Source organism: Streptomyces mirabilis (assembly GCF_018310535.1).
Classification (GTDB): domain Bacteria; phylum Actinomycetota; class Actinomycetes; order Streptomycetales; family Streptomycetaceae; genus Streptomyces.
Genome location: NZ_CP074102.1, coordinates 4,080,605 through 4,103,864 on the forward strand (window position 1 = coordinate 4,080,605; position 23,260 = coordinate 4,103,864).

A 23,260-nucleotide genomic window follows, 5' to 3' on the forward strand; every position below is an offset into this window, starting at 1 on the left:
AAACTTCCGGGCCGACGCCCGGATCCCCCAAGGGTACCGGCCGCCCAAAGATCACCACCCCGAATACTCTCGGTGGCACCTTCCGATCACCTCTTCATACAGTGGGTCAATGCGCACTGGTGAGCCCCTGCCCGCTGTGGGGGACGTACTGGCCGCCCTTGCGACCGGCGTGTGGCGCTGGGACAACGCACACGGGCAGGTCACCGTCGACGCCGAGGCCGCCCGGCTCCTCGGGTTGCCCGCGGAAAGGGCGACCGTCACCGAGGTGGCCATGCGCTCCCGGTTCCACCCGGCCGACTGGAACGAGGTCGTCAGCGTCGTACAGCTCGCCGTCGCCGAGGACACGCTCGCCGAGGTCCGGCTGCGGATCATGGACGAGCACGGGCGGGTGATCCGTACCGTGCGCAGCCGCTCCAAGCCGACCGTCGACCCCGAGAGCGGGGAGTTCCTGCTGTTCGGCACGCTCCAGGAGGTCACCGAGCCCTCGGGGGCCACCGCCGCGCGCACCCCGCTCACCGGCGACTGGCGCCGCTCGCGCGAGGCGTTCCTGCTGGACGCCGGGCGGGCGCTGGCCGAGGCGCGGTCCACGGCCGAGGTACTGCGGGTCGCGGCGGGCCTGTCGATGCCGGGGTTCACACCGGACGGGCTGGCCGTCTTCGGCGTGGACGGGGACCGGCTCACCGTCATCGGCCACCACGGGCAGAAGCCGGGGGACGAGGGCCCTTTCACGCATATGTCCTTGTCCACCGACTACCCGGCCGCGGAGGTCGTCCGCACGGGCCGGGCCGTCTACCTTTCCTCTCCGGAGGACTACAAGGAGCGGTATCCCGTCTCCTGGCCGCTCGCCCAGCACTTCGGGCGGGAGTCCTGGGCCTTTCTGCCGCTGACCGTCGCCGGGCGCACGATGGGCGCGTGGATGGCGGCCTTCACCTACCCCGTCAGCTTCACGCCCGACGAGCGCTCGGTGCTGACGACCGTGGCCCGGATGCTCGCTCAGGCCCTCTCCCGGGCCGTGGCCGCCGAGACGGAGCGGGAGCTCACCGACGGCCTGCAACGCTCGATGATGCCCACCCTCGGCCCGCAGATGCCGGGCATGGAGGTCGCCGCGCGCTATGTCCCCACCGGCGGCGGCCTCCAGGTCGGCGGCGACTGGTACGACGTGATCCCGCTGCCGACCGGCCGCTTCGCCCTGGTCATCGGTGACGTCCAGGGCCACGACGTGCGTGCCGCCGGGCTGATGGGCCAGCTCCGTATCGCCCTGCGCGCGTACGCCTCCGAGGGCCACCGGCCCGACGCGGTCCTCTCCCGGGCCTCGCGGTTCCTGTGCGGGATCACGGACTCGGTGACGTACGGCTCCACCGGCGAGAGCGGCGGCAACACCGCGGACCCGCGCTTCGCGACCTGCCTGTACGTCGAGGTGGACCCGGCGACCGGCATCCTGGACTTCGCCCGCGCGGGGCACCCGGACCCCGCGATACGCATGGCGGACGGGACGGTGCTGATACGGCCCACGTCGGGCGGACTGCCGCTCGGCATCGACCCGGACGCCGACTACCCCACGACCCGGCTCGCCCTGGAGCCCGACGAGACCATGCTGCTCTGCACCGACGGGCTGATCGAGACCGGCGGCCACGACCTCGACACCGGGTGGCGCCGTATCCGCCACATCCTGGAGTCCCACGACGGCGACATGGAGGAGCTCGCCGACGCGCTGGTCCAGGGCGTGCACGGCCCCTCCTCGCACCACACCCCCGGACCGCTGGCCGACCGGCGCGAGGACGACATAGCGGTGCTGCTGCTGAGCCGGCAGGGCAAGGGGTACGGCGACACGGTCGAGGCCCCGCTCTCCCCCTCGGTGCGCCGCACCGCGCTGACCGTGGCGCAGGCCGAGCCCGAGCGGATCGCGGGAGCCCGCCAGCAGCTGCGCGAGATGCTGCACGACTGGGCCTCCGCCGACCAGCGCGACTCGGCGGTCCTCCTCGTCTCCGAGATGCTGACCAACGTCCTCGTCCACACCGACACCGACGCGCTGCTCGTCGCCGAGGTGACCGGCGGTACGGACGACCGCCGGATGCGGATCGAGGTCACCGACGCCAGCGACGACCTGCCGCACCGCCGCCACCCCGGCGAACTGGCGTCCTCCGGACGTGGGCTGGTGCTCGTGGAATTCCTCGCCGACTCCTGGGGCGTCGACCCACGGGGCGAGGGCAAGAGCATCTGGTTCGAGTTCTACGAGGCGTCCGGTGGAGACGGGGAGGCCGGTGGGGACGAGGCGTCCGGTGGAGACGGGGAGGCCGACTCGTAGTGGGTCCGTAGCTCCGCGAGGACCCCGAAGCCGGCGGCCGTCAGCGGTACGGCGAGCAGCATGCCCAGGATGCCCGCGACGGACGCGCCCGCCGTGATCGTCAGCATCACCACCGCCGGATGCATCTGCATGGTCCGGCTCTGGATCATCGGCTGCAGCACATGCCCTTCGAGGACCTGCACGGCGAGAACGACCCCGAGCGCCCACAGTGCGATCACGAACCCCCGGTCGGCGAGCGCGACCAGCACGGCCACCGCGCCGGAGAGGAACGCGCCGAGGTAGGGGATGAACGCCCCCACGAAGACCAGCGCACCGAGCCCGGCCGCGCCCGGGACGCGCAGGATCAGCAGCCCGATCGTGATGCACAGGGCATCGATGAGGGCGATCACCGTGGTCCCGCGCATGAAGCCCTCGACGGCGCCGAAGGCGCGCCGGGCCATGGCCTCCACCGTGTCCGCGGTGCCGCGCGGCGCCAGCGAGCGCAGCAGCCCGGCGGCGCGGTGGGAGTCGCGGAGGAAGAAGAAGACGAGCAGCAGTGCCAGTACGGCCATGGCGATGGACTCGCCCACCACGCTCACACCACTGATGACATTGGACGCGGCCGTCCCGCCGAACTTGGTCAGCAGGTCCTTGGCGTTGGCGGCGAGATCGTCGAGGGAGGTGCCCGCCGCGCCGAAGTGCTCGGCGACGGACCGCGCGGCCAGCCTGAGGGAGGCGATGATCTGGTCCCCGGTGTCGATGAGCGCGGCGACCACGATGTAGACGGCGCCGCCGACGACCACGACCACCGCGACACAGGTGAGCCCCGCGGCCAGCGACCGGTTGACCCCGACGTTCACCAGTCGCCGGTACATCGGCCCGAGCAGCGCGGTGCCGAGCAGCGCGAGCAGCACGGGCACGATCGCCGTACGGAACTCCCCGCACAGCCGGATCCCGACCCACGCCACACCGGCGACGAGCAGGATCACGGCGCACCAGGCGGCCAGCCGCCGGGCGCCCTCGGGGAGTAGCTGCACGCCTCCACCCGACCACGCGCGGGCCGGGCCGTCCCGCCGGGACGGCCCGGCCGGGTGACACGGCGTCAGTGCGAAGGGCCCCGTCCGACGGGCGAAAGGCCCCGTCCGGCGTACGGACGAGGCCTTTCGTGGTCGGGCGGAAGGGGGTTATATCCCGCCCTCGGACATTCCGTGCACCGCCGGAACGGTGCCCAGGCGGCCCTTCTGGAAGTCCTCGAAGGCCTGCTGCAGCTCCTCGCGGGTGTTCATCACGAAGGGGCCGTAGTGGGCCATGGGCTCGCGGATCGGCTGTCCGCCGAGGAGGACGACCTCGAGGTCCGGCGTGTTCGCATCCTGCTTCTCGTCCGCGCGGACGGTCAGCGAGCCGCCCGCGCCGAAGACGGCGGTCTGGCCGGTGTGGACCGGGCGACGGCCCGTACCGACGCTGCCGCGTCCGGCGAGGACGTACGCGAGACCGTTGAAGTCCTCGCGCCACGGGAGGGTCATCTCGGCGCCGGGCGCCAGGGTCGCGTGGACCATGGTGATCGGCGTGTGCGTGACGCCGGGGCCCTCGTGGCCGTCGAGCTCACCGGCGATGACGCGCAGCAGCGCGCCGCCGTCGGGGGTGCTCAGCAGCTGGACCGAACCGCCGCGGATGTCCTGGTACCGGGGGGCCATCATCTTGTCCTTGGCCGGGAGGTTCACCCACAGCTGGAGGCCGTGGAAGAGGCCGCCGGACATGACGAGCGACTCCGGCGGGGCCTCGATGTGCAGGAGGCCGGCGCCCGCGGTCATCCACTGGGTGTCACCGTTGGTGATGGTGCCGCCACCACCGTTGGAGTCCTGGTGGTCGAAGATGCCGTCGATGATGTAGGTCACGGTCTCGAAGCCGCGGTGGGGGTGCCAGGGGGTGCCCTTGGGCTCGCCCGGCGCGTACTCCACCTCGCCCATCTGGTCCATCATGATGAACGGGTCGAGGTGGCGGTAGTTGATCCCGGCGAACGCACGGCGGACCGGGAAGCCCTCGCCCTCGAAGCCGCTGGGCGCGGTCGTCACGGTGAGCACGGGACGGTCCACGGCGTCGGCCGGCGCGACCACACGGGGAAGGGTCAGCGGGTTCTCGACGGTCACTGCAGGCATGTCGGTACCTCCTTGTGCTTCGAGTTTAGTTGATTGTTGAACTTTCTGCCACCCACAACGACGGACGCCCGGAGGGCATTCCCTCCGGGCGTCCGGACTGTCGTAGGAGAGTGAGCGCTACCCGTACATACGGCGCATGGCGAAGTCCACCATCTGCTCCACGGCCTTCGCGTCGAAGACCATACGGTGCTCCCCCTCCATGTCGAGGACGAAGCCGTAGCCGGTGGGGAGCAGGTCGATCACCTCGGCGCCGGTGATCACGAAGTACTTGGACTCCTTGCCGGCGTACCGGCGCAGCTCCTTGAGCGAGGTGAACATCGGGATGACCGGCTGCTGGGTGTTGTGCAGCGCCAGGAATCCGGGGTTGTCGCCGCGCGGGCAGTAGACCTTCGACGTCGCGAAGACCTGCTGGAAGTCCTCCGCGGACATCGATCCCGTGGTGAACGCCCGCACCGCGTCCGCCAGCGAGGGCGGGGACGGCTCGGGGTAGAGCGGCGGCTGCTGGCCGTAACCGCCGGGCATCTGCTGCTGCGGCGGGGCGTACTGCTGCTGGGCGCCCGCATTCTGGTCGTAGCCGTACATGCGTCAAAGAGTAGTCGGCCACATATGGGCCACCAGGGGTTGATTCTTATTACCGACGGGTAGCATCATCGTAGCTACTTGCCGGTACGTGTAACGAGGCTGCGAGTACCTCCGCCTCCCCAATCCCTTACGGAGCCGTCGCCATGGGGCACTACAAGTCGAATCTCCGCGACATCGAGTTCAACCTCTTCGAGGTGCTCGGGCGCGACAAGGTGTACGGCACCGGACCGTTCGCGGAGATGGACGTCGACACCGCGAAGAGCGTTCTCGACGAGCTGACCCGTCTCTCGGAGAACGAGCTGGCGGAGTCCTTCGCGGACGCCGACCGCAACCCGCCGGTCTTCGACCCGGAGACCAACACGGCTCCCGTACCGGCATCCTTCAAGAAGTCGTACAAGGCCTTCATGGACTCCGAGTACTGGCGTCTGGGCCTGCCCGAGGAGCTCGGCGGCACCACCTCGCCCCGCTCCCTGATCTGGGCGTACGCGGAGCTGATCCTCGGCGCGAACCCGGCGGTCTGGATGTACTCCTCCGGCCCCGCCTTCGCGGGCATCCTCTTCGAGGAGGGCACCGAGGTCCAGAAGCACATCGCGAAGATCGCCGTCGAGAAGCAGTGGGGCTCCACCATGGTGCTCACCGAGCCGGACGCCGGCTCGGACGTGGGCGCGGGCCGCACCAAGGCGGTCCAGCAGGAGGACGGCTCCTGGCACATCGAGGGCGTGAAGCGCTTCATCACCTCGGGTGAGCACGACATGGAGGAGAACATCCTCCACTACGTCCTCGCCCGCCCCGAGGGCGCCGGCCCCGGCACCAAGGGCCTGTCCCTCTTCCTCGTCCCGAAGTACGAGTTCGACTTCGAGACCGGCGAGCTGGGCGAGCGCAACGGCGCGTACGCGACGAACGTCGAGCACAAGATGGGCCTCAAGGCGTCCAACACGTGCGAGATGACCTTCGGCGACCGCCACCCCGCCAAGGGCTGGCTGATCGGCGACAAGCACGACGGCATCCGCCAGATGTTCCGGATCATCGAGTTCGCCCGCATGATGGTCGGCACGAAGGCGATCTCCACGCTCTCGACCGGCTACCTGAACGCGCTGGAGTACGCCAAGGAGCGCGTCCAGGGTCCCGACCTCGCGAACTTCATGGACAAGACCGCGCCCAAGGTCACCATCACGCACCACCCCGACGTGCGCCGCTCGCTGATGACGCAGAAGGCGTACGCCGAGGGCATGCGCGCCCTGGTGCTGCACACCGCCGCGATCCAGGACGAGATCCAGGTCAAGGAGGCCGCCGGCGAGGACACCGCCGCCCTGGAGGCCCTCAACGACCTGCTCCTGCCGATCGTGAAGGGCTACGGCTCCGAGAAGGGCTACGAGCAGCTCGCCCAGTCGCTGCAGACCTTCGGTGGCTCCGGCTTCCTGCAGGAGTACCCGATCGAGCAGTACATCCGCGACGCCAAGATCGACACCCTGTACGAGGGCACGACCGCGATCCAGGGCCAGGACTTCTTCTTCCGGAAGATCGTCCGCAACCAGGGCGCGGCGCTGAACTCCCTCGCCGAGGACATCAAGAAGTTCCTTGCGCTCGGCACGGGCGGCGAGGACCTGTCCGCGGCCCGCGAGCAGCTCGCCAAGGCGGCCGTCGAGCTGGAGGCCATCGTCGGCCTCATGCTCACGGACCTGGCGGCCACCGAGCAGGACGTCAAGAACATCTACAAGGTCGGCCTCAACACCACCCGCCTGCTGCTGGCCTCCGGCGACGTGGTCGTCGGCTACCTGCTGCTGCGCGGTGCCGCCGTGGCCGCCGAGAAGCTGGAGACGGCCTCGGCGAAGGACAAGCCCTTCTACACCGGCAAGATCGCCGCGGCGAAGTTCTTCGCCGCCAACGTCCTGCCCGGCGTCACCGGCGCCCGCAAGCTCGCCGAGGTCGTGGACCTGGACCTGATGGAGCTGGACGAGGCGGCGTTCTGATCCCCGCGGCCTGAGGGCATCGCCGTCGGCGGCCCGTTCCCGGAGCGAATCTCCGGGGGCGGGCCGCCGTCGTATGCGGCCACAGAGGGCACGCGGCAGCCCGCTCCTCGCATGGAATTCCCGCAGCGACCCGCAGGGACCCGCGTGGGTTTCCCGCACGGACCCGCAGGGACCCGCGTGGGTTTCCCGCATGGGTTTCCCGCATGGATCCGAGGACCACGGGGCGCGGAGACCAAGCGGAACCTGCCCCTCCAGCCGGATGTCCGTCCTTCACATCCCCCTTACGAAGGGCCGTCCCCATCGCCAGGAGCGGGCCTTCGGGCGTCGTTAAGGTGAACCCATGAGCACAAGCGCCCGCTTCGACCGCGGCCACACCGACGACCTCATGACCTTTCTGGCGGCGAGCCCGACGCCGTACCACGCCGTGGCGAACGCCGCCGAGCGGCTGGAGAAGGCCGGATTCCGTCAGGTCGCCGAGACCGATGCCTGGGAGGGGACGAGCGGCGGCAAGTACGTGCTGCGCGGCGGCGCGATCGTCGCCTGGTACGTGCCCGAGGGTGCCGAGCCGCACACCCCGTTCCGCATCGTGGGCGCGCACACCGACTCCCCCAATCTGCGGGTGAAGCCGCAGCCGGACAGCGGGGCGCACGGCTGGCGCCAGGTCGCCGTGGAGATCTACGGCGGCCCGCTGCTGAACTCCTGGCTGGACCGGGACCTGGGGCTGGCGGGACGGCTGACGCTGAAGGACGGCTCCTCGCGTCTGGTGAACATCGACCGGCCCCTGCTGCGCGTGCCCCAGCTCGCCGTCCACCTCGACCGTTCCGTCTCCACCGACGGCCTCAAGCTCGACAAGCAGCGTCATCTGCAGCCCGTCTGGGGTCTGGGCGACCCCGGCGAGGGTGATCTGATCGCCTTCCTGGAGGAGGAGTCGGGCCTGCCGGCGGGCGAGGTCACCGGCTGGGACCTGATGACCCACTCCGTCGAGCGGCCCTCGTACCTGGGCCGCGACAGGGAGCTGGTGGCCGGACCGCGCATGGACAACCTGCTTTCCCTGCACGCGGGTACGGCGGCGCTGATCGCGGCGGCGACGGGCGAGGCCTCTCCTTCCGGCTCCGGCTCCCCCTCCGGTTCAGATTCCGGTACCGGTTCGGGTTCCGGTTCGGGGCTCTCGTACATCCCCGTCCTCGCGGCCTTCGACCACGAGGAGAACGGCTCGCAGAGCGACACCGGCGCCGACGGTCCGCTGCTCGGCGGCGTGCTCGAACGCTCGGTGTTCGCGCGCGGCGGCTCGTACGAGGACCGGGCGCGCGCCTTCGCGGGCACGATCTGTCTCTCCTCCGACACCGGCCACGCCGTCCATCCCAACTACGCGGAGCGGCACGACCCGACGCACCACCCGCGCGCGGGCGGCGGCCCCATCCTCAAGGTGAACGTCAACAACCGCTACGCCACGGACGGTTCGGGCCGTGCGGTCTTCGCCGCCGCCTGCGCGAAGGCCGGCGTGCCCTTCCAGTCCTTCGTCTCCAACAACTCGATGCCCTGCGGCACCACCATCGGCCCGATCACCGCGGCCCGCCACGGCATCAGGACCGTCGACATCGGCGTGGCCATCCTCTCGATGCACAGCGCCCGCGAACTCTGCGGCGCCGACGACCCGTTCCTGCTGGCCAACGCGCTGGTGGCGTTCCTGGACGGTTAGTTCCGCATGCCCGGCGCGCCGCCGGGTACCCGGACCGGGCCTGAGAGAAGCCGAGTTGGTTACAAGGAGGCGACACCCATGAGCCTGGGCGGATGCATCATCCTGATCGCAGCGGGGGCGGTCCTCACATTCGCGACCGACTGGCACATGAAGGGGGTCAACCTCGACCTGGTCGGCCTCATCTTCATGATCGTCGGACTGATCGGGGTCGTGACGTTCAGCAGCATCGCCAGGAGGCGCCGGGTGGTCATGCCGCCCAGCACCCCGGTGATCGAGGAGGAGCGGCACCACCGGGGCGGCTACGGCGTGTAGGCATACGTCTGAACGGGCGTTGCCCGCAGGCCCAGTGACAGCTGTAGATGTACGGGTCAGTCGGCCATGCCCGCCAGCACCAGCGGCAGCCGGTCCGCGCCGCCCTCGGTGAGGCGGACCGGCACACCCCAGTCCTGCTGGTGGACATGGCAGGCCGGGTACTCGTTCGCGGGATCGTCGTCGCAGGACGCGGCCATCGCGGAGACGTGCAGGACACCCTCCGTGACGGCCGGGTTCAGCTCCAGCGCGCGGAAGAGATCGGTTCCCGCGCCCTCACCCGTGAGCAGCAGCTCGGGCGGGGTCGAGGAGACGAGCAGCCGGGTGGACGGCCCATAGCGTGTGTCCAGCTTCTGGCCCGTCGGGGCCTGGAAGACGACGTCCAGCCGGAGCCCTCCCGGAGCGACTTCGGTCGCCGCGCGCTGGGTGCGGTGGGCCACCGACTCCACCCGCACGGCCTCCTCGGGGAGCCGCAGCCGGGTCAGCCGGTGTCGCGCCGACTCCACGACCACGATGTCGTCTCCGACGAGAACCGCGTCGCTGGGCTCCCTCACGTCGGTCGCCAGCGTGGTCACCTCGCCCGTCGCGGGGTCGTAGCGGCGCAGTGCGTGGTTGTACGTGTCGCTGACCGCGACCGAGCCGTCGGGCAGGGCCGTGACGCCCAACGGGTGCTGGAACAGAGCCTGTTCGGCGGCCCCGTCCCGGTGCCCGAAGTCGAACAGACCGGTGCCGACGGCGGTGTGCACGGTCCCGTCGAGATCCACCCAGCGCAGTGCGCTCGTCTCGGAGTCGGCGAGCCAAAGACGGTCGGCGGTGGCGGCGAGCCCGGACGGCTGCGCGAACCAGGCCTCGGCCCCCGGCCCGTCCACGAGCCCCTCGTTCGTCGTACCGGCGGCGACCCCGACGGTGCCGCCCTCCGGGTCGTACGCCCACAGTTGGTGCACCCCGGCCATGGCGATCCAGATCTTCCCGCCGAACAGAGCCACGTCCCACGGCGAGGACAGGTCCACCGCGCGCGCCGGGCCGGACGTCGGCGAGCCCTGCCACCACTGGCGCCCCGTCCCCGCGAGGGTGCTGACCTCGCCGGTCACGAGGTCCAGGCGGCGCAGCGCGTGGTTCACGGTGTCCGCGACGACGACCGAACCGTCGTCGAGCAGCGCCAGCCCCTGCGGCTCGCTGAACGCGGCCTCCTCGGCCGACCCGTCCACGAACCCCCGCACCCCGGAGCCGATCCGCCGTACGACGCTCTCCCCGTCGCCCTCCAGCTCGACGAGCTGGTGCCGGGTCGTGTCACTGACCAGGAGGTTCCCGCTCGGCAGGGCGAGGGCCTTGCCGGGGAAGCGGAGCGCCGTGGGCTCGGGCTCGGGTGCCACGTACGGTCCGTCGCCGCGGCGCAGCGTCCCCTTGGCCGCGTGCTCGGCCTCCAGCTCCTCCACCAGGCGGGCGATCGCGTGCGCGTGCCCCTCACCGGCGTGCTGCGCGACCACGTACCCCTCGGGGTCGATCACGACGAGCGTCGGCCAGGCGCGCACGGCGTACTGCTTCCAGGTCGCGAGCTCGGGATCGTCGAGCACCGGGTGCTCGACCCCGTACCGCTCCACCGCGTCCACGACCGCCTGGTGCTCGGCCTCATGCGCGAACTTCGGCGAGTGCACCCCGATGATCACCACCGTGTCCCGGTGCTTCTCCTCCAGCTCCCGCAGCTCGTCCAGGACATGCAGGCAGTTCACGCAACAAAATGTCCAAAAATCAACAATTACGATGCGGCCTCGGAGTTCAGTGAGGCCGAGCTGTCCACCGACTGTGTTGATCCAGCCACCCTTACCTGTCAGTTCAGGGGCCCGGACACGTGCTCGCTTTGCCATGGATCAAGCCAACCACACCCCGTTGGGCCCTGTTCCGCACGGCCTTCCCCGGCCCAGACGATCCGCAGTCGTCTTTCGGGATCAAACCGTCGCCCCCGCCCCTCGGCACGCGCGACCCAGACACGCTCGATGACCTCGGACAGGAGTCCCCGCTTACTTCCCACCTCACTTCGCTCCCACAGAGCCGTCAGGCCCGCACGGTCGAACGGAACATTCCGGTCGGCCATCGCCTTACGCGTCGGATGCCCTGCGGGGAGGGACGGGACCCTGGCGATGAAGGATTCCGCCACCGCCCTCTCGACAGGCGCCGCCGGCGCCCGCGCACCCGGACAGGTGTGACCCAGTCGCACGCCCCGGCAGACATACGACTTGCCGCTCAGACTCATGCGGGTTCCGTATCCGTCGATTCCGCGGTACAGAAGTCCTGTCAGCAGGTGCACCGACGCTCGAACCGGGTGCTTCACACCATCGCCCCTGAGTCGGGTCCTGGACTCAAGAGCGGCCATGATCCGCTTCAGCTCTTCAACGGTGACGATTCCCTCACCCACGACGACCGGGCCTCCAGTCGCCGGGTCCGGTCCCGTTTTCGCTGAGCAGCCTCGCGATCCTTACGAGCGGGCTGCCAGAGAGTGCCTCGTCCGTGATCAGACGCGCGTACACGGAAGTCTCCGCGTCCGGGGTCAATCGCCCTGAATCAGGGTCGACGCACAGCCCGTAGGGGGCTGACCTCCGAGGCTCAATGACCGTTTTGCCATCCCGATCCAGCGAGAGTCGTAGATAGAGATCGGCATATTCGACGCAAGCATCGTGGTGCTGCAAGTCCCCGCCCAGAGTTGATCACTCTGTGAACGAACAGCGGAGTCAAAGGTGATGAACTCACCTCAGCACGTGCCCCGTGGTGGCGTCCACGTGGTCCGGGACCTCGTCATGGCGGTCGCCGACGGTGACGGTTCCGGTGGGCTCGAAGAGCAGGATCGCGGCGCCGGCCGGGGCGGTCGGCTTGTGTTCGGTGCCGCGGGGCACGGTGAAGACGGAGCCCTTGGGCAGGACGACGGTCCGCTCGCCCGCCGTCTCCCGCAGCGCGATGGTCAGCTCGCCCTCCAGGACCAGGAAGAACTCGTCCGTGTGGTCGTGCACGTGCCACACGTGCTCGCCCTCGACCTTGGCGATGCGCACGTCGTAGTCGTTGACGGCGGTGACGATACGGGGGCTCCAGAGGTCGGAGAAGGAGGCGAGGGCGGTGGCGAGGGCGACGGGTTCACCGCCACTGTTCGAAGAGGTCGTGTGGGTGCTGCTCGAAGAGGCCATGTGGGCATCCTCGGCGGTGGTGCGGCAACGGCACGAGTGCTAGAAATCGCATATGGCGCAAGGATCCTCTCATCGTGTCGTGCTGGTCGTCGACGAGAACTCGAACCCGTTCGAGATGAGCTGTGCCATCGAGGTCTTCGGGCTGCCCCGGCCTGAACTGGGGCGGGAGTTGTACGACTTCCGGCTCTGCGCCGCCGGGCCGCGCACGCGGATGCGCGACGGCTTCTTCACGCTGACCGGAGTCGCCGGACTGGAGGCGGCCGAGGAGGCGGACACGCTGATCGTGCCGAACCGGCCGGACACCGAGGCCCCGCGCTCACCCCGCGTCCTGGACGTCGTACGCCGAGCGCACGCGCGCGGCGCACGGCTACTCGGCTTCTGCTCGGGCGCGTTCACCATCGCGGAGGCCGGGCTGCTGGACGGACGGCGGGCGGCCTGCCACTGGATGTGGGCGGACTCCTTCCGGGCGCGGTTCCCGGCGGTCCGCCTGGAGCCGGACGTCCTCTTCGTGGACGACGGCGACATCCTCACGGCGTCCGGCAGCGCCTCGGCGCTCGACCTGGGGCTGCACGTCGTACGCCGGGACCACGGCGCCGAGATCGCCAACGCGGTCAGCCGACGGCTCGTGTTCGCGGCGCACCGCGACGGAGGTCAGCGGCAGTTCGTGGAGCGGCCGGTGCCCGACGTGCCGGACGAGTCGCTCGGTCCGCTGCTGGCGTGGGCGCAGGAACGGCTGGGCGAGCCGCTGACGGTGGCGGACCTCGCGGCCCGCGCGGCCGTCTCCCCCGCCACGCTCCACCGCCGTTTCCGAACCCAACTGGGAACCACGCCGCTGGCCTGGCTCACCGGGGAACGCGTCGCCCTCGCCTGCCGGTTGATCGAGCGGGGAGAGGAACGGCTGGACGTCGTGGCCGAGCGGAGTGGCCTGGGCACGGCGGCCAATCTACGGGCACGGCTACGGCGGGAGACCGGGCTGAGCCCGTCGGCGTACCGGAGACGGTTCGGGCCGGGCCCTGGAGAAGCGGTGACACCCGGCCGCTTCGCGAGGAAGGAGCCCGGCGCGGGTGTTCCGGGATCAGGAGGACGGGGCGGGATCGGGTTCTGAAGTGGCCCGGGATCTGATCTGCTTGAACCAGGCCTCCGACACCGCCTTCGGGATCTTCGCCGTCAGACCCCCTTCTTTGGTGAAGGCGATCCCTCGGCCGTAGTCGCCACCGCCACAGTCGTCGGACCGGAAAGTGAGCTTCACGTCGGCGGACGTGTCGATCACGGGGCGGGTGGCGTCCTTGCGGGTGACCCGGAAGCGGATCGGGCCGGAGTCCCGCGAGCAGGGCGGCCACGCCGACGAGGGCACGTCTTTCCGTGATGGCTCGCCCTTGCCCTCGCACCAGACCTCGCGCCGGCGACCTTCTCCCCCTCGCCCCCGCCATCGGAGGGGGTGAACGCGTGATGATCTTGTGGATCCCGGGAACCGGTAACGGTATGAGATTCCTCGTACGCGACCGGCTCCTCGGCTTCGGTGACGACTACTGGATCGAGGACGACCACGGCAACAAGGTGTTCCTCGTCGACGGCAAGGCGATGCGACTGCGGGACACCTTCGAGCTGAAGGACACCCGCGGCCGTGTCCTCATCGACATCCACCAGAAGATGTTCGCCCTGCGGGACACGATGGTGATCGGGCGGGACGGGGAACCGCTGGCGACGATCAGACGCAAGCGGCTGTCCCTGCTCCGCAACCACTACCGGGTGTCCCTGGTGGACGGTACGGAACTCGACGTCAGCGGCAAGATCCTCGACCGCGAGTTCGCCGTCGAGTACGAGGGTGAGCTGCTGGCGGTGATCTCGCGCCGTTGGCTGCACGTGAGGGAGACGTACGGCGTCGACGTCGTCCGCGAGGACGCGGACCCCGCGCTGCTGATCGCGGTGGCGGTGTGCGTGATCCACCTGGCGGAGAAGGAGCGGGGCGAGGACTGACTCAGCGGGGCGAGGACCGGCTCAGCGGCGCGGTGCCGTCAGTCCCAGCATCCGGTCCTTCAGCGCCGGGAACTGCTCCCGCGTGGTCGCGACCTTCCCGGGGTCGAAGTCCACCGTGAGCACCTGCTCCCCTGCCCCGGCCTCCGCCAGGACCTCCCCCCACGGATCGACCACGATCGAGTGACCGGCCTGGGGAACGCCCGCGTGCGTGCCGGCCGTTCCACAGGCAAGAACGAACGCCTGGTTCTCGACCGCGCGGGCCTGGGCGAGCAGCGTCCAGTGGGAGCGGCGCCGCTCGGGCCAGCCGGCCGAGAGGACGACGGTCTCGGCGCCGGCGTCGACGAGCCCGCGGAAGAGCTCGGGGAAGCGGAGGTCGTAGCAGGTGGCGATGCCGAGGGTGGTCTCGGGCAGACGGACCGTCACCAGTTCGCCGCCCGCGCCCATCAGTACGGCCTCGCCCTTGTCGAAGCCGAAGCGGTGGATCTTGCGGTAGGCGGCGGCCAGGTCGCCGGAGGGGGTGAAGACGAGGGAGGTGTTGTAGAGCGTGCCGTCGGCGTCCCGCTCGGGGATCGACCCGGCGTGCAGCCAGATGCCCGTGTCGCTCGCCGTCTTCGCCATGACCTCGAACGTCGGCCCTTCGAGGGACTCCGCCTCCGTACCGAACGACTCGTAGGCGAACGCCCCGGTGGTCCACAGTTCCGGCAGCACGACCAGATCGACTCCGGCTTGTTCTCGTACCAGAGCCGCCACACGACGCCGACGCGAATCGACCGATTCGCCGTCGTTTACGTCGATCTGGAGGAGAGAGGCGCGCACACTACCACCGTCCTGGCATTCGAGCCGTCCATACAGGCCTACGATCGTCACACCAAAGCACTGCCGGGGTGCCTCACAGCAGCGTAACTTAGCGTCCCAAGACACCCGCTGCCTGTGCACTGCCCGCGTCCAAACCGCCCGAGGGGTCCCGTTCCGTGAGTCTGCATCCCAGCCTTCAGTCCTACGCCGACGCCTGGACCCACTCCGTCGATGCGATATCCGAGTTGGTGTCGCCGCTGGTGGAAGGTGAATGGAACCGGCGCACACCCTGCCCCGGCTGGTCGGTACGTGATCTCGTCTCGCATGTCATCGGGCTCGACTGCGAGATGCTGGGCGACCCGCGGCCGATCCACACGCTCCCCCGCGACCTGTTCCACGTGACGAACGAACACCAGCGGTACATGGAGATGCAGGTCGACGTGCGCCGCCACCACACGGCACCGGAGATGACCTCCGAGCTGGAGTACACGATCATCCGCCGCAACCGTCAGCTGCGGAACGAGTCGCGGCAGCCGGACGCCAAGGTGCGTGGCCCGCTCGGGACCGAGATCACCCTCGAACAGGCGATGCAGAGGCGCGCCTTCGACGTATGGGTGCACGAACAGGACCTGCGGACCGCGCTCGGCGTCCCCGGCAACCTCGACTCTCCCGGCGCGCACATCGTCCGCGACAAACTCCTCGAGGCCCTGCCGAAGGTCGTCGCCAAGGACGCGGGGGCGCCCGCGAACTCGGCAGTCGTCTTCGACATCCACGGGCCGCTGGAGTTCCTGCGGACGGTGCGGGTCGATGCGGACGGGCGCGGCTCGATAGACGGCGCCCCCTCTCTCGGCCCGGCCGCCACCCTCACCCTCGACTGGGAGACGTACTTCCGCCTCGCCTGCGGCCGCGTCACGGCCGAGGCCGTCTCCGACCGCATCAAGACGGAGGGCGACCCGGAACTGACCACAGCCATCCTGAGGAACTTCGCGGTCACGCCGTAGCGCGGGGTTCTTGGACTGCGGGTGGGCGGGGAGCTGGTCGCGCGGTTCCCCGCGTCCCTGAAGGGGCGCTACGCGGGGACGTGTACCGTCTCCACGCGGCTGGCCACCAACCGCTCACGCTCCCTGCGCGCCGCCTGCTTCCGCAACCGGAAGATCTGGCTCAGCCCCAGCGCCTGAAGAACGAACACGGCGGAGAAGGCGACGCGATAGTTGTCCCCGGTCGCGTCCAGCAGCACGCCGATCGCGAACAACGTCGTCATGGAGGCGACGAAACCACCCATGTTGGTGATCCCGGACGCGGTCCCCTGCCGCTCCGGCGGATTCGCGGGCCGCGCGAAGTCGAACCCGATCATGGAAGCCGGCCCACACGCCCCGAGCACCGCGCACAGCACGACCAGCAGCCACATGGGATCCCGGTCACCGGGATACGCCAGCGCACTCGCCCAGACCACCGCCGTCGCCGTCACGGTCCCGAGCGCCAGCGGCAGCCGCGCCGCGTGATGCCGGGCGACGATCTGTCCGTAGACAAGACCCACGAACATGTTGGACAGCACCACGAGGGTGAGCAGTTCACCGGCCGTCGCCCGCGACAGCCCCTGCGCCTGGACCAGGAACGGCATACCCCACAGGAGCAGGAAGACCATCGCCGGGAACTGTGTCGTGAAGTGCACCCACATTCCCAGCCGCGTACCGGGTTCCCGCCACGACGCCGCGATCTGCCGGCGCACGTACGCGGCCCCCTGATGCGGGAACGGTTCCGGCTCGTGCCCCTCGGGGTGGTCCTTCAGGAAGAGAAGAAGGAGCACGAGGACGACGACCCCGGCGAACGCGCTGCCCGCGAACGCCGTCGTCCACCCCACCCCGTGCAGCAACCGCGCGATGACAAGGGTGGAGACCAGGTTGCCCGCCATGCCCACAAGTCCGGCGAGCTGCGCGACCAACGGCCCCCGCCGCGCCGGGAACCATCGCGTGCCCAGGCGCAGCACGCTGATGAACGTCATCGCGTCCCCGCAGCCCAGCAGCGCGCGCGAGGCCAGCGCCATCCCGTACGTGGAGGAGAACGCGAAGCCCAACTGGCCCGCGGTGAAGAGCAGTACGCCGATGGTCAGCACCTTCTTGGTGCCGAGGCCGTCGACCAGCAGTCCCACGGGTATCTGCATGCCCGCGTAGACGAGGAGTTGGAGGATCGAGAAGGTGGAGAGCGCGGAGGCGTTCACATGGAAGCGGTCCGCGGCGTCGAGCCCGGCCACTCCCAGCGACGTACGGAAGATGACGGCGACGAAATAGACGGAGACGCCGATGCCCCAGACGCCGATCGCCCGGCGTCCGCCGGGCGGGTCTCCGGGGAGCGAGACGGCCGAGTGGGAGCTCATCGGACCTCTCCCCGCGCCAGGTTCGAGAACCAGCTGACGTGACCGTGGACGATATTGACCGCCGCCTCCGCGTCGCCGGACCGCAGCGCTTCGAGGATCGCCTCGTGCTCGGTGAGCGTCTTGGTGATCCGGTCCGGATGCGCGTGCATCACGGCGACGCCCATCCGCAACTGCCGGTCGCGCAACTGGTCGTAGAGCCGGGAGAGGATCTCGTTGCCGCCGCTTCGGACGATCTCGGCGTGGAAGCAGCGGTCGGTGACGGCGGCGCCGGCCAGGTCTCCCGCGGCGGCCTGCTCCTTCTGCTGTGCGAGGAGTTCCTCCAGGCGCGCGATGAGATGCGGCGACGCGGGTACGGCCTTGCGGACCGAGTGTTCCTCCACGAGTTGCCGTGTCTCGACCACGTCCGCGATCTCCTGCGCGGAGACGGGCAGGACGAGCGCGCCCTTCTTCGGGTAGAGCTTGATCAGGCCCTCGACCTCGAGCCGGAGCAACGCCTCGCGCACCGGCGTGCGCGAGACACCCACGGCCTCGGCGAGTTCGCCCTCGGTGAGCAGCGTCCCGCCCTCGTAACGACGTTCCAGGACACCCCGCTTGACGTGGGCGTAGACGCGGTCGGCGGCGGGGGGTTGCTTGGTGGCGGGCGGAGCGGTCACGGACGGCGCGGCAGGCATGCGCACATCATAGATACAACACGTACACATGGTCGCGCGTCGTCCAGGATGCGGACCGATAGCCTTCACGCGGTCAACGCCCACCCCTCGGCGTAACCCACGTCACACAATTCCACCCCATCTTCCATGCATCCCTTTGGGTCCCTCACGAGTCCGTACGTAAGACGGCACTGTCATGTGCCGTTCTCCCAGGGGCATTTCGCGCATTCGGAGCGTTCATTTTGATTACCGGCATTAAGGGCACGCGTTTCCGTCGAGCCGCCGCTGTCACCGTCACCACCGGCGCCGTGCTGGCGGCCGGAGCTTTCGGGGCCGCCCCCGCAGGGGCCGTCACGACGCCCACGATCGCCGCCGCCGGCGGCTACGTGATGAACAACGGCACGGCCAAGACCTTGTACACCAAGGCTGCGGACACCCAGCGTTCCACCGGTTCCACCACCAAGATCATGACCGCCAAGGTCGTGCTCGCGCAGCCGAACCTCAACCTCGACGCCAAGGTCACGATCCAGAAGGCGTACAGCGACTACATCGTCGCCAACACCGCGTCCTCCGCCCACCTGATCGTCGGTGACAAGGTCACCGTCCGTCAGCTCCTCTACGGTCTGATGCTGCCGTCCGGCTGTGACGCCGCCTACGCGCTCGCCGACAAGTTCGGCTCGGGCTCCACCCGTGCCGCCCGTGTGAAGTCGTTCATCGGCAAGATGAACACCACGGCGAAGAGCCTCGGCATGACGAAGACGAAGTTCGACTCGTTCGACGGCATCGGCAACGGCAACAACTACTCGACGCCGCGCGACCTGACGAAGCTCGCCAGCAGCGCGATGAAGAGCGCCACGTTCCGCACGGTCGTCAAGACCAAGTCGTACACGGCGAAGACCGTCACGAAGACCGGCAGCATCCGCACCATGGCGGCGTGGACCAACACGAACACGCTGCTCAGCAGCTACAGCGGCACCATCGGCGTGAAGACCGGCTCCGGCCCCGAGGCCAAGTACTGCCTCGTCTTCGCCGCCACCCGCAACGGCAAGACGATCATCGGCACGGTTCTCGCGTCGACCTCGATCACCCAGCGCGCCACGGACGCCACCAAGCTCCTCAACTACGGCTTCGCCAAGTAGTTTCCCGGACACCAGCCGAAGGGGGCCCGTCGCTCACCGCGACGGGCCCCCTTCGTCGTGCTGGGCCGCGCGCCCCTAGGGACGCGCGGCTCCGCCTTCGCTCACGCGCTCACGCGCTCACGCCCAGGTGATCAGCCGCTTCGGCTGTTCCAGGATCGCCGCCACGTCGGCCAGGACCTTGGAGCCCAGTTCGCCGTCGACCAGGCGGTGGTCGAAGCTCAGCGCGAGCGTCGTCACCTGGCGGGGCTTGACCTTGCCCTTGTGGACCCAGGGCTGGAGCTTGATCGCGCCGATCGCGAGGATCGCCGACTCGCCGGGGTTGAGGATCGGCGTGCCGGTGTCGACGCCGAAGACGCCGACGTTCGTGATCGTGACCGTGCCGCCCTGCATCGCGGCGGGTGAGGTCTTGCCCTCGCGGGCCGTGGCCACCAGCTCGCCCAGGGAACCGGCGAGTTGGGGGAGGGTCTTGGTGTGGGCGTCCTTGATGTTCGGGACGATCAGACCACGCGGGGTGGCGGCGGCGATGCCCAGGTTCACGTAGTGCTTGAGCACGATCTCCTGGGTCGCCTCGTCCCAGGACGCGTTGACGTCCGGGTTGCGCTTGATGGCGACCAGCAGGGCCTTGGCGATGAGCAGGAGCGGATTGACCCGCAGGCCCTGCATCTCCTTGTCCTGCTTGAGCTCCTCGACGAGCTTCATCGTGCGCGTCACGTCGACCGTCACGAACTCGGTGACGTGCGGCGCGGTGAACGCCGAGCCGACCATCGCGGCGGCCGTGGCCTTGCGGACCCCCTTGACCGGGATACGGGTCTCTCGCGCCGTGTCGTACATGACGACCGGAGCGGGAGCCTGGGCCTGGGCGGGAACCGGGGGCGCCGTCACGGCCGGCTGCTCCGCGGCCGGAGCCGGTACGACCGCCGCGTGCACGTCCTCGCGCGTGATGATGCCGTCCGGACCCGAAGGCGTGATCGTGGCCAGGTCGACGCCGAGGTCCTTGGCGAGCTTGCGGACCGGGGGCTTGGCGAGAGGGCGCTGCCCACCCGGCGCGGACCCGTGGCCATGGCCGTTGAGCTCGCCCTGGATCGCGGTGGCCGCCAGGAACGTCTCGGGCTGCTGGGCCGGGACCTCGGTGCCCTTGCGAGGACGGCGCTTCGTGGAGGCCTCGGCCACCCCGTACCCGACGAGGACCGGCGTGCGGCCCTCGGGCTTGGGTTCCTCGGCGACCGGTGCCTGGGGGGTGGGGGCGGTGGGCGCCTCGGCCACGGGGGCTTCCACGGCGACGGGGGCCTGCCCGGTCGGCGCCGATCCGCCGGCCACGTCCACCGCGATGATCACCTGGCCCACGTCCACCGTCGTCCCCTCGGGGAAGTGGAGTTCGCGCACCACGCCGTCGTAGGGGATGGGAAGTTCCACGGCGGCCTTGGCGGTCTCGACCTCGCAGACGACCTGGCCGTCGGTGACCGTGTCACCGGGCTGGACGTACCACTTGAGGATCTCCGCCTCGGTGAGTCCCTCGCCCACGTCGGGCATCTTGAACTCGCGGAGCCCCGACGCGTTCTCAGTCATCGTCGTCACGACCCTCTCCTCAGTACGCCAGCGAGCGGTCGACGGCGTCGAGCACCCGGTCCAGGCCCGGAAGGTACTCCTCTTCCAGGCGCGCCGGCGGATAGGGGGCGTGATAGCCGCCCACCCGCAGGACGGGTGCCTCCAGGTGGTAGAAGCACCGCTCCGTGATGCGGGCGGCGATCTCCGCGCCCGTACCGAGGAAGACCGGGGCCTCGTGCACCACGACCAGGCGGCGGGTCTTCTCCACCGAGGCCTGGACGGAGTCGAAGTCGATCGGGGACATCGAGCGCAGGTCCAGGACCTCGATCGACTTGCCCTCCTCCTGGGCGGCCGCGGCGGCCTCCAGGCAGACCTTCACCATCGGACCGTAGGCCGCGAGCGTCAGATCGCTGCCCTCGCGCGCCACGACCGCCTTGTGCAGCGGTCCGGGAATCGCGTCGGTGGTGACCTCGCCCTTGTCCCAGTAGCGCCGCTTCGGCTCGAAGAAGATCACCGGGTCGTCGCTCTGGATGGCCTGCTGCATCATCCAGTAGGCGTCCGACGCGTTCGACGGGGAGACCACCTTCAGGCCCGCCACGTGCGCGAACAGCGCCTCGGGGGACTCGGAGTGGTGCTCGACCGCGCCGATGCCACCGCCGTACGGAATCCGGATCACGACGGGAAGCTTGATCTTGCCGAGCGCCCGCGCGTGCATCTTCGCGAGCTGCGTGACGATCTGGTCGTACGCCGGGAAGACGAAACCGTCGAACTGGATCTCCACCACCGGCCGGTAGCCGCGCAGCGCGAGACCGATCGCCGTACCGACGATGCCCGACTCGGCGAGCGGGGTGTCGATGACCCGGTCCTCGCCGAAGTCCTTCTGGAGCCCGTCGGTGACCCGGAAGACACCGCCGAGCTTGCCGACGTCCTCACCCATGATCAGGACCTTGGGGTCGGCGTCGAGGGCCGTGCGCAGCGACTCGTTGATCGCCTTGGCCAGCGCCATCTTTTCCGCAGCCATCGCTACTTGCCCTCCCCTTCATCCGCGAACGACGCCTGGTAGGCGGCGAACTGGGCCCGCTCCTCGTCGACGAGCGCGTGCCCGTCGGCGTACACGTTCTCGAAGATGGCGAAGTGGTCCGGGTCCGGCATGGCGCGGACGACTTCGCGTACTCGTTTGCCCAACGCCTCGCTCTCGGCCTCAAGTTCCGCGAAGAATCCCTCGTCCGCGTGGTTTGAGGCCTCCAGGTACGTGCGCAGGCGCAGGATCGGGTCCTTCGCCTCCCACGCCTCGCGCTCCTCGTCGGCCCGGTACTTGGTCGGGTCGTCCGAGGTGGTGTGCGCGCCCATGCGGTAGGTGTACGCCTCCACGAGGGTGGGGCCCTCACCGCGGCGGGCCCGCTCCAGCGCCCACTTGGTGACCGCCAGGCAGGCCAGGACGTCGTTTCCGTCGACCCGGACGCCCGGGAAGCCGTAGCCCTGCGCGCGCTGGTAGAGCGGGACGCGGGTCTGCTTCTCGGTCGGCTCGGAGATCGCCCACTGGTTGTTCTGGCAGAAGAACACGACCGGGGCGTTGTAGACCGCGGAGAAGGTGAACGATTCGGCGACGTCGCCCTGGCTGGAGGCGCCGTCCCCGAAGTACGCGATCACGGCCGAGTCCGCGCCGTCCTTGGCGATGCCCATGGCATAGCCGGTGGCGTGCAGCGTCTGCGAGCCGATGACGATCGTGTACAGGTGGAAGTTGTTGCTGTTCGGGTCCCAGCCGCCGTTGTTCACACCCCGGAACATGCCGAGCAGGTTGGTCGGGTCGACCCCGCGGCACCAGGCGACGCCGTGCTCACGGTAGGTCGGGAAGACGTAGTCGTCCTCGCGGGTGGCCCGCCCGGAGCCGATCTGGGCGGCCTCCTGGCCGAGCAGCGAGGCCCACAGGCCCAGCTCGCCCTGGCGTTGCAGGGAGGTGGCCTCGGCGTCGAAGCGGCGGGTCAGCACCATGTCCCGGTACAGACCGCGCAGCTCTTCGGGGGTGATGTCGGCGACGTACGGGTCGTACGTGGCGTCCTTGACCCGCTCGCCCTCCGGCGTCAGCAGCTGGACGAGCTCGGGACCGGGGCCCGATGCGCCAGGTGCGCCGGGTACGCCCGGTGACTTCTTGCCGGCCGCGCTGGTGCGCTTGCTCGCGGCGCTCTTCGTACCGGTCGTATCGGCGCCGCTTTTCGCAGCGGTCGTACCGGCGCTGCGTCGCGGCTTGCGCGCGGCAGTGCTCTCCACGGTCACGTGTGCTCCTCCGTCGGTCCGGCCCCCGGGGTTGCCGGGTGGCCAGTGCGGCTCGCCTGCTCCAAGTACCCGTGCACGGGGTGGGTGCACTCGGCCGGGAACAGGCGTGACAGGTGCCCCGGCGAGCGCCCTGCAACGGCCACGTTACCCAGTGCTCCACAATTCTGTGAAACCCCTCCTGACCTGCGTTTTTGCTTGGACTTCCCACTATTTATTAGTCGGATTTCCAAGTAATGCACGCAGGTCGGGAACAGTCGCTGGTCACAGCACTGGTCACAGCCTCGCAGGGGGCCGGAACACGGGCACGTTATCCCGGTCACCCCAGGCACGGGA

The 23,260-nt window shown here is 69.7% G+C and carries 20 protein-coding genes; 8 read left to right on the top strand and 12 right to left on the bottom strand.

Annotated features, from left to right (window positions below; genetic code table 11):
* The first annotated feature begins 109 nt into the window (after window positions 1-109).
* On the top strand, window positions 110-2,305 hold the full coding sequence (locus SMIR_RS17985) for a SpoIIE family protein phosphatase (RefSeq protein ID WP_168493709.1): 2,196 nt from the start codon (window positions 110-112) through the stop codon (window positions 2,303-2,305).
* Here SMIR_RS17985 and SMIR_RS17990 read toward each other — a convergent pair.
* The 3 genes from SMIR_RS17990 to SMIR_RS18000 all read right to left on the bottom strand — a co-directional run bounded on the left by SMIR_RS17990 (window position 2,230) and on the right by SMIR_RS18000 (window position 5,022).
* A complete protein-coding gene (locus tag SMIR_RS17990; RefSeq protein ID WP_168493707.1) occupies window positions 2,230-3,321 on the bottom strand; it encodes an AI-2E family transporter in 1,092 nt (363 codons plus the stop codon). The genes SMIR_RS17985 and SMIR_RS17990 overlap by 76 nt on opposite strands.
* A gap of 147 nt (window positions 3,322-3,468) precedes the next feature.
* Window positions 3,469-4,440: a pirin family protein gene (locus tag SMIR_RS17995; protein ID WP_168493704.1), complete on the bottom strand. Its 972-nt coding sequence runs from the start codon at window positions 4,438-4,440 to the stop codon at window positions 3,469-3,471.
* Between the two features lie 117 nt (window positions 4,441-4,557).
* Window positions 4,558-5,022, bottom strand: a complete 465-nt coding sequence (locus SMIR_RS18000) for an SseB family protein (protein ID WP_054234175.1) — start codon at window positions 5,020-5,022, stop codon at window positions 4,558-4,560.
* A 143-nt stretch (window positions 5,023-5,165) separates the two neighbouring features.
* Here SMIR_RS18000 and SMIR_RS18005 point away from each other — a divergent pair, with 143 nt between their 5' ends.
* The 3 genes from SMIR_RS18005 to SMIR_RS18015 all read left to right on the top strand — a co-directional run bounded on the left by SMIR_RS18005 (window position 5,166) and on the right by SMIR_RS18015 (window position 9,003).
* A complete protein-coding gene (locus SMIR_RS18005) occupies window positions 5,166-6,992 on the top strand; it encodes an acyl-CoA dehydrogenase (protein ID WP_168493702.1) in 1,827 nt (608 codons plus the stop codon).
* A 340-nt stretch (window positions 6,993-7,332) separates the two neighbouring features.
* Window positions 7,333-8,691, top strand: coding sequence for a M18 family aminopeptidase (locus SMIR_RS18010; RefSeq protein WP_168493700.1), 1,359 nt, complete (start codon window positions 7,333-7,335; stop codon window positions 8,689-8,691).
* 78 nt (window positions 8,692-8,769) lie between these two features.
* Entirely contained in the window at window positions 8,770-9,003 is a 234-nt protein-coding gene (locus SMIR_RS18015) for a hypothetical protein (protein WP_095853611.1), read from the top strand.
* Window positions 9,004-9,059: 56 nt separating this feature from the next.
* On the opposite strand, the gene SMIR_RS18020 is transcribed toward SMIR_RS18015, so the two are convergent.
* Together SMIR_RS18020 and SMIR_RS18025 are read right to left on the bottom strand one after the other, a co-directional pair.
* A complete protein-coding gene (locus SMIR_RS18020) occupies window positions 9,060-10,865 on the bottom strand; it encodes an NHL domain-containing thioredoxin family protein (RefSeq protein WP_168493697.1) in 1,806 nt (601 codons plus the stop codon).
* Between the two features lie 876 nt (window positions 10,866-11,741).
* A complete protein-coding gene (locus tag SMIR_RS18025) occupies window positions 11,742-12,173 on the bottom strand; it encodes a cupin domain-containing protein (protein WP_168493696.1) in 432 nt (143 codons plus the stop codon).
* A 52-nt stretch (window positions 12,174-12,225) separates the two neighbouring features.
* On the opposite strand from SMIR_RS18025, the gene SMIR_RS18030 reads away from it, so the two are divergent.
* The gene (locus tag SMIR_RS18030) at window positions 12,226-13,278 is read left to right on the top strand and encodes a GlxA family transcriptional regulator (protein ID WP_168493694.1); all 1,053 of its coding nucleotides are present in this window, start codon (window positions 12,226-12,228) and stop codon (window positions 13,276-13,278) included.
* Here SMIR_RS18030 and SMIR_RS18035 read toward each other — a convergent pair.
* On the bottom strand, window positions 13,249-13,527 hold the full coding sequence (locus tag SMIR_RS18035; protein ID WP_168493692.1) for a hypothetical protein: 279 nt from the start codon (window positions 13,525-13,527) through the stop codon (window positions 13,249-13,251). The two genes, SMIR_RS18030 and SMIR_RS18035, sit on opposite strands and share 30 nt — an antisense overlap.
* A gap of 128 nt (window positions 13,528-13,655) precedes the next feature.
* On the opposite strand from SMIR_RS18035, the gene SMIR_RS18040 reads away from it, so the two are divergent.
* Window positions 13,656-14,150 (top strand): LURP-one-related/scramblase family protein, encoded by a 495-nt coding sequence (locus SMIR_RS18040; RefSeq protein WP_075031659.1) that lies wholly within the window; start codon window positions 13,656-13,658, stop codon window positions 14,148-14,150.
* Window positions 14,151-14,171: 21 nt separating this feature from the next.
* Here SMIR_RS18040 and SMIR_RS18045 read toward each other — a convergent pair whose 3' ends face one another.
* Window positions 14,172-14,966, bottom strand: a complete 795-nt coding sequence (locus tag SMIR_RS18045) for a carbon-nitrogen family hydrolase (protein WP_168493690.1) — start codon at window positions 14,964-14,966, stop codon at window positions 14,172-14,174.
* 155 nt (window positions 14,967-15,121) lie between these two features.
* Between SMIR_RS18045 and SMIR_RS18050 the strand changes: the two genes are divergently transcribed.
* Window positions 15,122-15,946, top strand: a complete 825-nt coding sequence (locus tag SMIR_RS18050; RefSeq protein ID WP_168493688.1) for a maleylpyruvate isomerase family mycothiol-dependent enzyme — start codon at window positions 15,122-15,124, stop codon at window positions 15,944-15,946.
* Window positions 15,947-16,014: 68 nt separating this feature from the next.
* On the opposite strand, the gene SMIR_RS18055 is transcribed toward SMIR_RS18050, so the two are convergent.
* The gene (locus tag SMIR_RS18055; RefSeq protein WP_101399237.1) at window positions 16,015-17,319 is read right to left on the bottom strand and encodes an MFS transporter; all 1,305 of its coding nucleotides are present in this window, start codon (window positions 17,317-17,319) and stop codon (window positions 16,015-16,017) included.
* Window positions 17,316-17,990: a GntR family transcriptional regulator gene (locus SMIR_RS18060; protein WP_168493687.1), complete on the bottom strand. Its 675-nt coding sequence runs from the start codon at window positions 17,988-17,990 to the stop codon at window positions 17,316-17,318. Before SMIR_RS18060 ends, SMIR_RS18055 begins: the two co-directional genes overlap by 4 nt.
* 221 nt (window positions 17,991-18,211) lie before the next feature.
* Between SMIR_RS18060 and SMIR_RS18065 the strand changes: the two genes are divergently transcribed.
* Window positions 18,212-19,108 (top strand): D-alanyl-D-alanine carboxypeptidase family protein, encoded by an 897-nt coding sequence (locus tag SMIR_RS18065; RefSeq protein WP_168493686.1) that lies wholly within the window; start codon window positions 18,212-18,214, stop codon window positions 19,106-19,108.
* Between the two features lie 117 nt (window positions 19,109-19,225).
* Here SMIR_RS18065 and SMIR_RS18070 read toward each other — a convergent pair whose 3' ends face one another.
* From SMIR_RS18070 to pdhA, 3 genes are read right to left on the bottom strand one after another with little or no spacing between them, the layout of a single operon-like run.
* Entirely contained in the window at window positions 19,226-20,683 is a 1,458-nt protein-coding gene (locus SMIR_RS18070; protein WP_168493685.1) for a dihydrolipoamide acetyltransferase family protein, read from the bottom strand.
* A gap of 10 nt (window positions 20,684-20,693) precedes the next feature.
* Window positions 20,694-21,674 (bottom strand): alpha-ketoacid dehydrogenase subunit beta, encoded by a 981-nt coding sequence (locus SMIR_RS18075; protein WP_095853619.1) that lies wholly within the window; start codon window positions 21,672-21,674, stop codon window positions 20,694-20,696.
* Window positions 21,675-21,676: 2 nt separating this feature from the next.
* A complete protein-coding gene (gene pdhA / locus SMIR_RS18080; protein WP_168493684.1) occupies window positions 21,677-22,927 on the bottom strand; it encodes a pyruvate dehydrogenase (acetyl-transferring) E1 component subunit alpha in 1,251 nt (416 codons plus the stop codon).
* Between the last annotated feature and the right edge of the window lie 333 nt (window positions 22,928-23,260).

What these genes read in the sequence shown, in the direction of transcription:
- SMIR_RS17985 (WP_168493709.1), top strand. Translation starts at nt 110, where the DNA reads ATGCGCACTGGTGAGCCCCTGCCCGCTGTGGGGGACGTACTGGCCGCC.
- SMIR_RS17995 (WP_168493704.1), bottom strand. Translation starts at nt 4,440, where the DNA reads ATGCCTGCAGTGACCGTCGAGAACCCGCTGACCCTTCCCCGTGTGGTC.
- SMIR_RS18000 (WP_054234175.1), bottom strand. Translation starts at nt 5,022, where the DNA reads ATGTACGGCTACGACCAGAATGCGGGCGCCCAGCAGCAGTACGCCCCG.
- SMIR_RS18005 (WP_168493702.1), top strand. Translation starts at nt 5,166, where the DNA reads ATGGGGCACTACAAGTCGAATCTCCGCGACATCGAGTTCAACCTCTTC.
- SMIR_RS18010 (WP_168493700.1), top strand. Translation starts at nt 7,333, where the DNA reads ATGAGCACAAGCGCCCGCTTCGACCGCGGCCACACCGACGACCTCATG.
- SMIR_RS18015 (WP_095853611.1), top strand. Translation starts at nt 8,770, where the DNA reads ATGAGCCTGGGCGGATGCATCATCCTGATCGCAGCGGGGGCGGTCCTC.
- SMIR_RS18020 (WP_168493697.1), bottom strand. Translation starts at nt 10,865, where the DNA reads ATGGCAAAGCGAGCACGTGTCCGGGCCCCTGAACTGACAGGTAAGGGT.
- SMIR_RS18025 (WP_168493696.1), bottom strand. Translation starts at nt 12,173, where the DNA reads ATGGCCTCTTCGAGCAGCACCCACACGACCTCTTCGAACAGTGGCGGT.
- SMIR_RS18030 (WP_168493694.1), top strand. Translation starts at nt 12,226, where the DNA reads ATGGCGCAAGGATCCTCTCATCGTGTCGTGCTGGTCGTCGACGAGAAC.
- SMIR_RS18040 (WP_075031659.1), top strand. Translation starts at nt 13,656, where the DNA reads ATGAGATTCCTCGTACGCGACCGGCTCCTCGGCTTCGGTGACGACTAC.
- SMIR_RS18055 (WP_101399237.1), bottom strand. Translation starts at nt 17,319, where the DNA reads ATGAGCTCCCACTCGGCCGTCTCGCTCCCCGGAGACCCGCCCGGCGGA.
- SMIR_RS18060 (WP_168493687.1), bottom strand. Translation starts at nt 17,990, where the DNA reads ATGCCTGCCGCGCCGTCCGTGACCGCTCCGCCCGCCACCAAGCAACCC.
- SMIR_RS18075 (WP_095853619.1), bottom strand. Translation starts at nt 21,674, where the DNA reads ATGGCTGCGGAAAAGATGGCGCTGGCCAAGGCGATCAACGAGTCGCTG.